Annotated in this window: 10 protein-coding genes; 5 read left to right on the top strand and 5 right to left on the bottom strand. The window is 42.0% G+C overall.

The features are described 5' to 3' along the window. Positions 1-7: 7 nt before the first annotated feature. Together G601_RS0109015 and G601_RS0109010 are read right to left on the bottom strand one after the other, a co-directional pair. Entirely contained in the window at positions 8-3,589 is a 3,582-nt protein-coding gene (locus tag G601_RS0109015; protein ID WP_026665136.1) for a PD-(D/E)XK nuclease family protein, read from the bottom strand. 164 nt (positions 3,590-3,753) lie between these two features. Next, a complete protein-coding gene (locus G601_RS0109010; protein ID WP_155834495.1) occupies positions 3,754-5,994 on the bottom strand; it encodes a hypothetical protein in 2,241 nt (746 codons plus the stop codon). Between the two features lie 766 nt (positions 5,995-6,760). Between G601_RS0109010 and G601_RS0109005 the strand changes: the two genes are divergently transcribed. The 5 genes from G601_RS0109005 to G601_RS0108985 are packed head-to-tail and all read left to right on the top strand — an operon-like array spanning position 6,761 to position 10,360. Next, positions 6,761-7,483 carry a gamma-glutamyl-gamma-aminobutyrate hydrolase family protein gene (locus G601_RS0109005; protein WP_026665134.1) on the top strand — a complete coding sequence of 241 codons (723 nt, stop codon included), beginning with the start codon at positions 6,761-6,763 and terminating at the stop codon, positions 7,481-7,483. After that, complete coding sequence (locus tag G601_RS0109000) at positions 7,480-8,355, top strand: transporter substrate-binding domain-containing protein (protein ID WP_026665133.1); 876 nt, start codon at positions 7,480-7,482, stop codon at positions 8,353-8,355. Before G601_RS0109005 ends, G601_RS0109000 begins: the two co-directional genes overlap by 4 nt. A 2-nt stretch (positions 8,356-8,357) precedes the next feature. Next, the gene (locus G601_RS0108995) at positions 8,358-9,029 is read left to right on the top strand and encodes an amino acid ABC transporter permease (RefSeq protein WP_026665132.1); all 672 of its coding nucleotides are present in this window, start codon (positions 8,358-8,360) and stop codon (positions 9,027-9,029) included. After that, positions 9,019-9,762, top strand: a complete 744-nt coding sequence (locus G601_RS0108990; protein WP_026665131.1) for an amino acid ABC transporter ATP-binding protein — start codon at positions 9,019-9,021, stop codon at positions 9,760-9,762. The genes G601_RS0108995 and G601_RS0108990 overlap by 11 nt, the downstream gene beginning before the upstream one ends. A 10-nt stretch (positions 9,763-9,772) precedes the next feature. Continuing rightward, the gene (locus tag G601_RS0108985; RefSeq protein ID WP_026665130.1) at positions 9,773-10,360 is read left to right on the top strand and encodes an AAA family ATPase; all 588 of its coding nucleotides are present in this window, start codon (positions 9,773-9,775) and stop codon (positions 10,358-10,360) included. A 176-nt stretch (positions 10,361-10,536) separates the two neighbouring features. On the opposite strand, the gene G601_RS22635 is transcribed toward G601_RS0108985, so the two are convergent. The 3 genes from G601_RS22635 to G601_RS0108970 form a co-directional block, all read right to left on the bottom strand. Further along, the gene (locus tag G601_RS22635) at positions 10,537-11,247 is read right to left on the bottom strand and encodes a PD-(D/E)XK nuclease domain-containing protein (protein WP_051205699.1); all 711 of its coding nucleotides are present in this window, start codon (positions 11,245-11,247) and stop codon (positions 10,537-10,539) included. Positions 11,248-11,457: 210 nt separating this feature from the next. Beyond that, positions 11,458-12,879 carry an Ig-like domain-containing protein gene (locus G601_RS0108975; RefSeq protein ID WP_196808853.1) on the bottom strand — a complete coding sequence of 474 codons (1,422 nt, stop codon included), beginning with the start codon at positions 12,877-12,879 and terminating at the stop codon, positions 11,458-11,460. 61 nt (positions 12,880-12,940) lie between these two features. Further along, the gene (locus tag G601_RS0108970; protein WP_026665128.1) at positions 12,941-14,377 is read right to left on the bottom strand and encodes a hypothetical protein; all 1,437 of its coding nucleotides are present in this window, start codon (positions 14,375-14,377) and stop codon (positions 12,941-12,943) included. Positions 14,378-14,386: the final 9 nt, after the last annotated feature.

The following is a 14,386-nucleotide window of genomic DNA, read 5'->3' as shown; positions in this document are numbered from 1 at the left end:
CCCTCGTTTATTTTTCAGTACGGATACGCTCCATTACTTCATCATCCTTGAGATTCGGTAGTTGCCTGCAGGTATAACCAGGCATTGACTGGTCAAATCCGCAAACAGATTTAAATTTACAGAATGTGCAGGCTTCCTTACTTCCCATAGTGTAAGGATTAACCTCGATATTTCCATCAAGAATACTTTTGCCGTTCTTTTTAATAAGCTTTGTCACATACTGTGAAACCTCTTCAAAATCTTCAGCAGATATAGTATCGTTGCCCGTCTTGCTAAAGCTTCCGTCTTTGTTGAACTTAACAGGAATAACATCTGAAGCACTTCCCGCTTCGCGGTCAAGAAGATCTACAACACTTCTGTCCTCACGAATAAGCCCCTTTGCCTTAAGCTGCTTCCTCACCATGGCATTTATATCATCCCCGGTGGCTTCCTCTTTAAATTTATCTCCATCCAGCACCGGATCAGCCAGATGATAATACAAAATCGCTGCAGGAATAACCTCTTTTCCCTTACTGGTAGCCTCTGCCATTCCTCTGGCAACATTCATATACATTACAAGCTGAAGCTGCAAGCCATAGTAGAGCGAGCAAAGCTCAATATCCTTACTTCCGGATTTAAAATCGATTATCTTGATATATACATGATCTGCATCCTCATAGGTATCAATACGGTCGATTTTACCGGTAAGCTTCATCTTCTGAAGGATTCTGCCCTTCTCATCCTCAGAGAGGCTGATATTTATCGCATCGATATCTCCGACTTCATCAAAGGAGGTTTCAACACTCTTAGGTACGAAGGAGCCCTTGCTCAGCTGATACTGAAGTGTATCAACAGTCCTGTACAGGATTCGCTTGATTCTCTCCATCAGGTATTCGTTTCGCTTAGTGCTCTCAAGGATATTACCGTTGTAACCATCAACAAATTCCAGCAGGGATTCCTCCATAATCTTCTCTCCCTGCTCCTTTGAAAAGTTCTCCCAGGTAAGTCCGTTCTCATCAAGCTTCCTTGTAAAAATATCCAAAGCTCCATGGAAAACATTACCCATATCTGAATTATCAAAATCAAACTCTTCACGCTCATAGAGCCTTAATCCATACTGCAGGAAATGGGCGTAAGCGCACTGGGCATATTTCTCCAGACGGCTCACGGAATTAGAAAGGAAGTTGCCATAAAGTGCTGATGCAACCGCCTCAGACAGCGGCTTATGAATATATCCGCTTCCTGCTGCATCGATCATTCTGACAAGTCTGTCCTTGTGATCCGCCAGAGCGTGGAACAAGCCTGAAAATGCCCTCTCACCCTCTTCATCCATATATCCAAGGGCATACTCCTGCATATGAGCAGCCACATAATCTATACCGTTCTGCGGAGTCTGAATTATATCTCCGCCTGCGCTGCCGTCATATCTTTCTACAGTAACCCCGGGGAAAAGCGACCTGATCTTCCCTATGAGGTAGGCAGGCCTTACGCTCTTTCCATCAGGATCAAGATGCGCAAATGTCAGATACAGCCTGTCTGAGGGCTTTGTAAGGTTCATATAAAGATACAGTCGCTGAATGTACATCTGCTGCCTTGGTGTCGGCGCAAGCTCAATTCCATTAAGAGTATCAGCAAGATACTGCCTCTCTATATCCGAGATAATTCCTCCGCTACCTGCACCCTTGGGAATAAGATCATCATTTACCCCAAGGAAAAACAATGTCTTAACTTCCTTAAGTCTTGTTCTCTCTATATCTCCCACAACTATTCTGTCAACGCTCTGTGGAATGGTTCCGATCTCAAAGTCAGAAAAGCCCACATCAAGAATCTCCGCATATTCCTTCCACGTAATCTTCTCTGATCCCATAAGAGCAGTCACCTGGTCAAGAAGCGCTACTACCTTGCGGTATATTGTGGCATATTCCTTAGCCCTGACTTCATCACCCTGCTCATGAAAGGCCCTCTCAAAATCAGCCATCTTATTCTGAGCATCAAGCTTAATCAGAAACTCATAAAGTGCTGTAGAGTAATCAAGAACAGTCTTCCCCTCTGCATCAAAAAGTGGCGAGAGTGTGCTTACTGCCCTCTCTCTGAGTTCATTTATAACGCTAAGATACTGCTCTTTTTCTGCCTTTAAAGTCTCATCCTCAATATCCTTAGCGCTTTGTACCTTAAACTTCTTAAGGAGCTGCTTGGGCAGTCCTGTAAATTCGTTCTCCCATCCCTTCTTACCACGGATACCAAGTGCTCTTACATAATTCTCAAGCATATCCGTCTCACCGGCAGAAAACGGCGACAGACCGCACCTAAGGAAATGGAAAACAGCCTCGTAGCTATAGCTTTTAGTAACAGTAAGAAGTGCACTCCTGATAGCCTCCACAAGGGGATTGAGCTTAACATTTCCGGTCTCATCCAGATAAACAGGGATATTATACTTTTCTGCTTCCTCTGAGATCACCGCCCCATATCTGTCCATGCTTCCGCAGACTATGGCAAAATCCCTGTAACTCAATTTATCATTCTCACGAAGCAGCTTTCTTATGGTAGCCAGAGTCATCTGTACTTCCTGATTGGTAGTGTCCGCCTCAAGAATCTTTATATGCTCGCAGCGAGGCGCCTCAGCAGACTCTCCGGCTGCCACACCGTAATGCTCATTGTTATATCTGAACAGATTTTTCTCCAAAAATGACAGCTCCGGATTATTGGCATGACGTCCGTTATCGCCACTTTTCAAGAAGATATCCTCTGAATGTTCATTCCTGTACTCTGCCCATCTCTCAAAGTCAGGCACCTCTACCAGCCCTGAGTTCTTCACATTTTCATATTCAAGGCGCAAAAGGTCATGAACAGTCTTTTTTGTCAGTAAAAACAGATTCTGCTCTTCGTTTTTATCATATAAATATGGATTCTCCTTCTCTCCAATAGAAAAGGAAAAGATAACCTCTGAGGACAACCTTAAAATCTCAGAGATAACCCTGTACTGAATAGGCGTAAAGCCAGTAAATCCATCAAAGGCAATTACGCTGTCCCTTATAAGCTTAGATGAAGGAAGGGCTCTGCAAAGGACGTCAAGAAGCTCCTCCTGGGCAATATAATTCCCCTTAATATAATTTTTGAATTCCGAATATAAAAGCTGAAGATCCAACAGCTTGGACTTAAGAGCCCCCTTGTTCTCGCAGACCTTCATGATATCATCCAGCATCTGGGGCTCTATGCCATACTGCATGAACTCTGAGATTGTAGACTTAACCTCATCTATGTAGCCCATCTTATTCATACTGCCGCCAATTACAGGGAGTTTATCCTTATACTCCTCCGCAACATGGCGCAGCACCAGGCTCTTACCCATATCGTCAAGCACCTTCTCATGGCTCTCGCCCACCTCCTCAAAAATGCGGTGTGAAAGGCGCGAAAAGCTGACGACATCAATATTCATGATGCCGTGATCCGGGTGCTGTTTTACTATATCCATCTGTGTCTGCATGGTGAACTGATCAGGCACAACTATAAGGAAATTCCTCTTAGGTTCCTTAGTACTTCTCCCTATTATGTTTTTCCTTAGCTGATAGCTTTTACCAGATCCGGATGCACCAAATATAAAACGCAGCATAGCTTCTCCTTTTCATGAAATCGCGGATTTATCAGTATTTTCTTCCTTCCGCGACCTCACTTCCAAGTATACTATTTTAGGTGTCCAAAATCTAGGACACCTAATTTGATATACTCGCCTTTAGAAAAAATCACCCATACCACTTAGTGATATGGGCGAAATTTTTAATTTTGCGGAGGATAATTCATGACCGCCTTCTTTTCAAAATGATTATAAATAGCGCTTATAGCAAAGCACAGAATACCGCTTATGAGATAACTCATAGCCTTCATAAGTGTGCTGTCAAAGCTTATATCAAAGATAATGAATTTTACAACAAATAATAATGTTGTCATCAGGCCTAAAATTCTAAGCTCTTTTGTAAGCAGACTGTTTTTAAAGCCAATTACAATGCACAATACTGCAAACGCGATCATACCCATGCTGACAACAGGGCTTGGAGCTTCGAAGGTACATAATGAATAAAGAAGTAATACTCCTAGTTTTATTCCGGTATAAAGGCACCTGTTCCTACTTATCTTTTCTTTGACCGGGAAGTTGATACATGCAAGCACAAAAGTGATCACCATGTAGAAAGCTTTTAATATTTTGCTGTCTACCACTCCCATGAATCCGGCACCTGTGAGAATAAGAATAAGATTAAATACGTCCAGTACAACGTGCAGGTCTCTTCCATTATTTTTTTCATTGGTTCTGTAGAACCCTGTTAATATCATAATAAGGTTAAGAACAGCGATTACTCCGTAAGTCACAAGACGTACTATATCTTCTTTTCCTGAAAAAATCATAATGTCTGTGGCAAGATATCCCATCCTGCATATTGCTCCGATAAGGCAGCTATAGCTTACAAGCTTGAAGGCCACCGAATCATTGAATACTATGCCCTCAACGATAAGTGAAGAAAGTCCGATAATAGCGGCCACAAATGCAAAGAACAGACCTGTATTATTGCTCATTCCAATGAAAATGCAGATACCCACAAGAGCCCAGCCATGTATCTTGAAAAATGTATCCTTTTTCAGAAGTCCATAAACAATGACAAGTGAATATACAAGCATCAAAATTCCGGATTCATAAATAACATGATAATTGTCCACAAGAATGATGGCTGCTCCAAGGAAAAAGAATCCTGCGATAACAGCATTCAGAACAGACTCACTTCTCGCCAGGTTATTGCTTCTCCAGTAAATGTTGATAGCCTCAAATGCGATTGCGGGAATAAGCACCACGCCAAAGTCAATGAAGGCAGGCAAATGAAGACTTGAATTAAGCATCATGAATGAGACAAAAAACGCCAGGGAATTGACCACTGCAAAATAAAAATGGTTTTTGCGATAGCTGAACAGGTCGCAGAAGGTAAAGAACAAAAATCCCGCGAAAGCCCATACTACAGTCACCGCAGATACTATATAGCATTCAACCGTACGACTGAAGGCGTTTGTAATAAGGATCTGGAAAAGAAGAAGTGAAATAATGTTTATTACGCTCTGCACTTCTCTCTGACGCTGATTTTTCCAGTACATGATCTGATAAACCGAGCTTATGATAACCACATAGATGAGCATGGGAAGAACAAGCGCCTTGTCCTTAAGCCCGGCTGTAAACATGATTGATACAAGATAGCCCAGATTACCGATTGAGAAGAAAAGCCAGTCGTTCTTGCTTTCCTTCAGGAAGATCATGAAAATCGCCCAGATGGCAAGAAGTACATACATCACAATGGAATTAATAGCCTTAAAATGTATACCCGTCACCAGTATGGACAGATAAATACAGGCACAGCCGCAGCCAAGAAGAGCCTTGAAAAACGTGTTTGAAGGCTTCTTTTTGCTAAGTAAAAAACCTGTCCCTGTCAGCGCAGTGCTGGCAATAAACATAAGCGCAATCTTTATACCATCTGTAAGGAAAGGTAAAAGTAGCTTTGCAAAGGTAATAAGCGCAATGAAAACAAGAAGGCTCGCCAGCGCTCCCATGAGGATTTTACCTATCCATGATTCAGTACCTATGTTGCTTGCAGGTCTTTGCTGCTGACCGTACTGAGGGGCATAGTTGCCGTAGGTATTTGGCGTTGCAGTGTTCCCATAGGTGTTGTAGGTTCTATGCGTGGGAATGGGATTCACCACCGGTGCCTGCTGGTTCTTGGCAGGATTGCTATAACTGTAGGTTGCAGCAGGAATTGGCTGCACATTATTATAGGTTGGTGTGGGTGTGGGCATTGCCTGAACCGGCTGCTGATTTGCCTGAACAGTTTCCGTAGCCTGTACAGTATCAGTTTGTGACTGTGAAACCTGATTTGCAGACATGCTACTAATTCGCATCTCTGCACTTTTAAGACCATCCTCAAGATCTGCGACCCTGAGCTTTAGTTCCTCGATCTCCCTCTCTAACTCTTGTACTTTTTCCATACTTTCCATATTTCCCCAAAAGCTCCTCTAATTTGATGTAATTACTGTGCTAGCTGTAGAAGTAACACAATAGTAATTTTATCAATTTAGCGGTTCATGAACAACATTAGCATTATGAAATATTCCATAAAAAAGTGTGTATGCTCCCAAATCCAAGGAGCGCATCTTATGGCGTTCCTGAGCCTTTATCGAGCTTTACGTCCATCCTCATTAATACAGCCGAACAGGTTACCCTGCGGATAGCACGTACCGGTATGTGTTCAGTCAATTCGCGAAGAAATTATTAAACAGATTGCACTGGAGTAATGGTGTTTAAATGAGGACTACGTCTGCCCATGGATAATGCCCCAAATTGATTACCTCATGAAAAAGGGCTGTTACGTCTGAGCACGAATACTTATTATATTGACTGCACCCCTACCTTAAACCTATTCACACAGGGTAATCAGTCTTGAAGCTAATTAGTAAATAGACTCAACACCTCCTATCAAGCTAATCACTCAGGGTAATCAGTATATAAACTTGTTCGCGGATAGACTGAACACCTACCGTTACACTATCCCCGCAGGGTAACCTATAAGAATGGATTCAGTCATATTGACTGAAAATTGTGCCAGGCCAAGATCCATTTTGTAATTTACCCGGTCTGGCCACCCCAAAACTATTGCAAAATACAAAAATATTCGTATAATCTCTATATAAAGACAAAGGCGTCTACTTCGTAAGCAGGCGCCTTTTCTTTATATCAAGGGGAGGGGGATGTCATTTGAGACCAGTTATCGGTTTAATACCACTTTTTGATGATGAAAAAGACAGCTATTGGATGCTTCCCGGGTACATGAAGGTCATAGAAAAATGTATGGGACTTCCTATCATGCTGCCACTTACAACTGAAAAAGCAGAGCTTGATGAGGCTTATGCTCTGTGCGACGGAATCCTTTTCACAGGAGGACATGACGTATCACCCTCTGTTTATAACGAGGACAAAAAGAGCACCTGCGGAGCAACCTGCGAATCCAGAGACATTATGGAGGAATATCTTCTAAAAAAATGTATAGAAGACAATAAACCTCTCTTCGGAATATGTCGCGGAATCCAGTTTTTAAACGCAGCTCTTGGAGGCACGCTCTATCAGGATCTTCCTACAGAGTACGACTCACAGGTCGAGCATCACATGTCACCGCCCTACGACAGAGCAGCTCACAAGGTAGAAGTCCTGGAAAACACTGTTCTCTCAGACATTCTTGGAGCAGGAATCCATGAGGTCAATAGCTATCATCATCAGGCTGTAAAGGAGCTTTCACCAAAGGTTGAAGGGCTTGCCATCTCAGAGGATGGACTTATTGAGGCAATCGCTGTGAAGAATCACAGATTTGCAATAGGCGTGCAATGGCACCCGGAGTTTTCCTTTGAAAATAACGAGGAAAGCGTGAAGTTAGTTAAAGCATTCGTTGATGAATGTCAAAAAGGAAGGAGTAACAAGATATGAAAAAGAAAATGTTAGCAATGGTAATGAGCCTTATGATGGTCGCTGCTACAGGTTGTGGCGGAAGCGGCGCAGCAGACACAACTGCACCTGCAGATAATGCGGCATCTACAGAAGCACCTGCAGATAATGCAGCATCTACAGAAGCACCTGCAGAAGAGGCTACAGAGGAAGCTGCAGCAACCGATGCTTCAGGAAAAGTATGGAAAATTGCTACAGATACAGCATTCAAGCCCTTCGAGTACACAGATGACAGCGGCAACTTTGTAGGTATCGACATGGATATCCTCGATGCAATCGCTAAGGATCAGGGCTTCCAGTATGAGATGCAGGTTCTTGGTTGGGACGCTTCTATCGCAGCATGCCAGGCAGGTCAGGCTGACGGTATGATCGCAGGCGCATCAATCACTGAAGAGAGAAAGTCATCAGGTTGGATCTTCTCAGATGGTTACTATGATGCAAACCAGAGCATGGCTGTAGAGGCATCTTCTGATATCACAGGCTTCGATGGCCTTAGCGGCCAGTCAGTAGCTGTTAAGACAGGTTCCATGAGCGCAACCTACGCAGAGAGCCTTGCAAATCAGTACGGCTTCACAGTTACATATTTCGAGGATTCACCCACAATGTACCAGGCAGTTGTAGGCGGCCAGGTTGCAGCAGTTTTCGATGATACACCGATCATGGCTGCTAACATCAAGGATACAGGCATCTCCATGAAAATTGTTGATGGCACAGGTAATGAGCCCGCAGCATACGGCTTCGCAATTTTCAATGCTGACAATCAGGAGCTTGTAGACATGTTCAACAAGGGCCTTGCAAACATCAAGGCAAACGGCACTTACGATGAAATTCTTAAGAAGTATCTCGGAGAATAAGAATGATTAAAATTATTTCAGTATACGGTGGTATGTTACTGGTAGCGCTTGGCAGAACTCTTCTGCTGGCGCTACTTGGTCTGTTTTTTGCCTGCATCATCGGTATGATCTTCGGTATCATGGGCGTTGTTAAAAATCGCGCCTGCAACATCATATCTCAGATATTTGTAGATGTTATCCGCGGCGTTCCGATGATTGTTCTGGCATTCTTTGTATATTTTGGCGTACCCTATTTCTTCAACACTGTTATCGGCGGCTTTTCAGTCAGCCTCACCGCTCTTCAGGCAGGTACTATCTGTCTTGCCCTTAACTGCGGTGCTTACATGGCAGAGATTGTCCGCGCAGGAATCCAGTCAGTTGATAAAGGTCAGATGGAGGCAGCACGCTCTCTCGGTCTTACCTATGGAATGGCCATGAGAAAGGTTGTTTTACCCCAGGCTATCCGCACAATGATTCCTACCTTCATCAACCAGTTCATCATAACCCTTAAGGACACATCAATTCTGTCCGTTATCGGTTTCCCGGAGCTGGTAAACACAGCAAAAAATGTCCAGGCAAACACCTTTATGTCCTTCCAGACATGGGCTATAGTCGGAATCATGTATTTAATAGTAATAACTATCCTTTCACGCAGTGCTAAGAGGGTTGAAAGGAGGCTCAGCGTTGGCAGATAATAACGAAATCAAAATAAAAGTTTCAAACCTGAAAAAATCCTTTGGAAGTCTTGATGTTTTAAAGGATATTTCCACAGAGGTCACTAAGGGTGAGGTGGTTTGTGTAATCGGTCCTTCAGGTTCCGGTAAGTCCACTTTCCTCAGATGTCTTAACAAGCTTGAGACCGTAACAGGCGGCACGATCATAATCGATGGAAACGACATCACATCCAAGCAGATAAACATCAATCATGTCCGCGAAAACATCGGCATGGTTTTCCAGCATTTCAATCTCTTCAATAACCTGAACATTCTGGATAACCTTACACTGGCTCCCGTTCAGCTGAAAAAATGCTCAAAGGAAGAGGCTGTAAAAAGAGCAAAGAACATGCTTAAAAAGGTAGGCCTTGAGGATAAGGTAGAGAGCTTCCCCAGCCAGCTTTCAGGTGGTCAGAAGCAGCGTGTAGCTATCGCAAGAGCGCTCTGCATGGAGCCCGACATCATGCTCTTTGACGAGCCCACCTCCGCTCTCGATCCCGAGATGGTAGGCGAGGTTTTACAGGTAATGAAGGATCTTGCTGCGGACGGCATGACCATGGTAATTGTCACCCACGAGATGGGCTTTGCCAGAGAGGTTGCCGACAGGGTTATTTTCATGGATGGTGGCTATATCATCGAAGAAGGTACACCTACAGAGGTTCTGCTCAATCCCAAGGAAGAGCGAACCATTGATTTCCTGAATAAGGTATTATAAGGACGGGGTTATGAAAAATATAATTACAATAAGCCGACAGTTTGGTGCCGGCGGAAGCACTATCGGTCAGGCTGTTGCCGACAGACTTGGATTTTATTACTGTGATAAGGACATGATCATAAACGCTGCTCTTGAAAGCGGTTCCCTCTCTCCGGAGGAGGTTCGCTATTATGATGAGCGTGTTCCGAGAGAGTTCGGCTTTGGACAGAGTCTTTTTGACTTCTACAACAAGCCTCTGGACGAACGACTTTTCAATGCTCAGAGGGAAGCCATTAAAAAAGTTGCCGAAAAGGGCAACTGTGTAATTGTAGGCAGAAATGCCAACATTATTCTGAAGGAATTCGACAGAACACTGCATGTATTCATTTCAGCAACTGAACGTGCAAGGCTTCAGCGCATGTGTGAAAAAATGCCTGATCTGTCCGAGGAAAAGGTATTAGAGCATCTCAAATCAGTTGATAAAGCCAGAAAAAAATACTGTAAATATTATACCAATACTGAATTCGGAAATGCCGCATACTATGATTTGTGCGTAAAAAGCTCATCTCTTGGAATCGATAAGTGTGTTGACCTTATCTGCGACGCAGCTAATAACTGAAAACCAAATAATAAATCAGGGTTGTTCACTATGATGTAATCTGGTGAACAGCCCTGTCCTGTGAGATTCTATTAAAGTTACTTTTGCCCCGTAATCAAATCTTCAATCTTCTTTAAATCTATTCCCATAACTTCCACTCTACATAATTCCCCCTGGCGTCCGCCAGGGGGAGCATATCATCCTTCGCCTATAAGTACTTTTTTTCCTTCAAAGACAAAACCATATTTTAAAATATGGCCTGGTAAAATCCCTCTGTCTATCAGCACCTGATCATACTTTTTTTCTTCTATCTGTGAAAGAGCAGATGCTAATGTATCCTCTAAATTTTCCTCTTTTTCATCGTCAAAAACCTTAAACTCAATTATCACCGCTTTTCCATTTTTATCTCTTGGCTCCATCATAACATCATATCTGCCATAGCCACTCTCACGATTAGATGTCAGGACGTATCCTACAGTATATTCAGCCATAAGACCGAGCACAAAACCATGATAAAATCTCTCAGGTGCCTTTTCTGAAGGTCTTGTGCCCACATCAAATGAACTGAAAGTCATTATGGCAATCTCATTCATATAAATATTGAGCATCTTAACATCACCCGAAAGAAGTGCTTCTATAAACTGACCTTCTTTTATTGAAGTATTTGCAAACCAATCTGACATTAGTGACCTCAACATAGACTTCACCTCAAGATTGGTAAGCGTGAGTTCGTAGGTCGCATCTATAGCCAGTTCAGCCACAGCACTATTGTCATATCCAATTACCTTCAAATATCCACTGGCAAGAAGCAAACTCCAAATAGCATTATTGCCTGTATCCAGTCTGTCATACACTATCTGTTCATCTATTGAACTCTTGATGCTTCCACCATTATAGAGAGTTTCCATATCCTGTTTTAGCTTGATACTACCTTCTCTAATGAGTTTGGACACCAACGAATTGGAGCTGGAATTAGCCCAATACGCACCCACTTTTCCACTTTTGAGAAAGTTAATTATAGACCAGGGATTATATATATCCTGTTGTTTTCCAAAAATAAATCCATCATACCAGGTTATTTTGGTATGAGCGATTGCTTTATCAATAGCTTTTATTTCTTATTCTGTAACTGTTACTGTTACCTTCTTAGCAAGACCATTCTGAGCATATGCGTAAACTTCACAGGTTCCTGCCTTTACTCCGGAGATGTTTCCTTTGCTATCAACTGTTGCAATCTCCCGATTTGTCGATCTGAAGCGAACCTTAGGAGCATGACCCGTTGAAAGCTTCTTTTTGCTACTATTTGCATACTTAACCTTCGCTGTTACTTTTGTACTCTGTCCCTTAGCAACAGATACACTATTCTTGGAAAGACTAATAACTTTGGCATTTGTATAGGTCTTATTATCTTTCCCTGCAAAGTGAGCATTTACTGTTTTGCCAATCTTCTTACCATTACTGTCATATGCCACAAGATAGAGTTTGAAGTTCTTGGTAAAGTCTATCTTCTTATCCTTTAGTTTCTTAATTGTAACCTTTGTTCCTGAAGTTGACTTAACTGCTTTAGAAGGAAAATCGCTTCCACAATAAGTTGCAAATACGTCAACCTTACTTACACCTTCTGTCTTATCCCAGCTTACCTTTATTCCCTTGTCACTCTGTTTGATTTTAATTCCTGTATAAAAACCGGAAACGGTAGTTGTTTCATTGTCTTTAGATTCATCTTTTTTATCTTTTGCTACTGCATCAGGAACTGTTATGCTGGCATCGGCTGTAGGAGTCCCGGAAACTGTCACCACCGTGTCACTGGTTCTCTTTGCTGTAATTCCATTATTTGTAATATCAGCAAATTCTACAAAATGATAGCCATCCTTTGCAGTGTAGGTCACATCTTCCATAGGTCCATCCAGACCTGTTTGCTCTGTTGCTCCGCTTATGGTTGAATTGGCTCCGCCTGATAGATTAACTGAATAGCCACTGAATGTTGTTATTGTAAGCTTGACACAAGGTTTACTTGTACCTCCATATGTTTCATAAAGAACTGAGTATTTCCCTTTAGTTATACTTGTGTCTTTTGCGTAATTTCCAGAACCTCCTTCGCCTTTATTCTCTCCATCAAGAATAACCATTACAGCTCCACTTCCTCCTCCATTCCACTGAGTTCCAAAATTCAATGTAGCATTATTTTCTATCTCAATAATTGTAGTTTCGTTTACGTTAAATATATTTCTCTGCTCCAATTTATCACTTTTAATAGTCCACTTCTTATCTGCATCACTATACTCTAAATGCTCATTATTAGAGTCTTTATATACAACATCTTTTGTTAGACCAGTTGAATCTAAATCCTTTCCAAAAAATACAGGCTTCCCATTAATTGCAACATTAACAATAAAATATTTGTCTTCATAACCCGCCTGTACTGCCTGCATAGGAAGCATTCCAATCGAAATGACAAACGCCAGCATCAGTGCCATTAATCCCCGTAGACGCCCCCGAATCTTTTTTCCTACTCCTTCCCTTGGATTACTTTTCTTCATCTTTCTTCCTTTCTCCGGATGTATAGGCATCCGATTCCTCATAAGATTTACTTTTCTTTTACTATTTCAAATGCCGCACTCCATTTTCATATATAAATAATAAAAACACGGCAATAGTAACCATTAAGGCACGATAGGTAATAAAAAAATGAATATACGAATGATTGGACAATACCAGGAACCTCACAAAAGGAACCAGCGCAGTCATTCCAAGTGGCACATATTTTCCCCAGTTGATTTTTTCATGAAGAAGATACACTAACACTATCCCTGTTAATAGTATTAAAATTGTAGGTATATAGGCACTTATAGATACCATCTTCCCCATCTTAACCGGATAAAGACACGCCAGATTATGCCATATAGCACCTGACAATCTTGAAAATGGATCAACCACAGGCGCTATCGATAGGTTACTCTCCCTGACTTCACCTCCAAGCCTTAAGAATCCTTCAGCCATTGATGAAGCTACTACCTCCTTCCCCTCTACTATGAGAAGACAGATAATCTTAAGAAAGAACATTCCAAGAAAGCCGCAAACCCAGTAAATGCCTCCCTGTAATACAAGTGCGCATCCCTTTTTTATTTCTATGCCACTGCTCCCTGCTTTTCCTTTACCTATACTTTTTGTCCCGTCATATTGCTTTTCTGAACCTGCATAAAATGCAATCAGGATGATCATTGGAAGTGTGAATGCAAGAGTCTCTGTAGTTAAAAAATCAGCAAAGCATGTGATAACACCTATCATCCCGAAAGCAGGCAATACCTCTGTAAAAACAGGCGATGTATCCGCATATAAATGATCTCTGTCTTTTTTTACCTCAGACTTTGTATCAATAGTTCTCAAGCCTTTTCTAATTAGTATCAGCACCCCAAGTTCGGCTACTGATGCAACCAGAAAGGCATTGGAGTATTCAAGTGATGTGAATAGCATATGGGGCTCTATCAAAATTAGTGCCATGATGCTGCATATTGCCAGTGGTCTTTTCCCACATCTAAACAATATGAATGCCACTATTAACTGAATGAGTACACATAATGCTCCATATATGATGCGTATTGTGAGTATTGGCATAAATACCAGAAGCGGTCTGAGTAAAACCATAGAACCATGCCAGTATCTTCCATACTCTCTGTTTGCAGTAGTTTCTCCTCTTGTAACTTTAAGGTAGCCTTCGTAGGCCTCTTCATATTCTCCCTGCGCGTATGCTGCCCGTATTACTGATTTGAAGGGATGTCCATTATCAATGCAGTAAATGATGTCACAAAGCACTGTGTCAGAATAATTATCCTGAATTGAATTCACATATTCCCCAATAAGTGTCGGAAACGGATCTCGCGTGGAAAAATATAATGCACTCTCTTCAGATTGCTTCTGTATCATGCTCTGCGGTATACAGGCAGTTATCATCAGAAGCAAAACGCAGCATATCATCGTAATAATTATTAAAATCAATGCTTTTACAGTATTATTAGCATTCCCCCACAATGTCTTCATTTCATACAG

Origin of the sequence: Butyrivibrio sp. FC2001, from assembly GCF_000424125.1 — a bacterium.
Taxonomy (GTDB): domain Bacteria; phylum Bacillota; class Clostridia; order Lachnospirales; family Lachnospiraceae; genus Butyrivibrio.
This window is presented reverse-complemented; position numbering and strand designations above follow the sequence as displayed.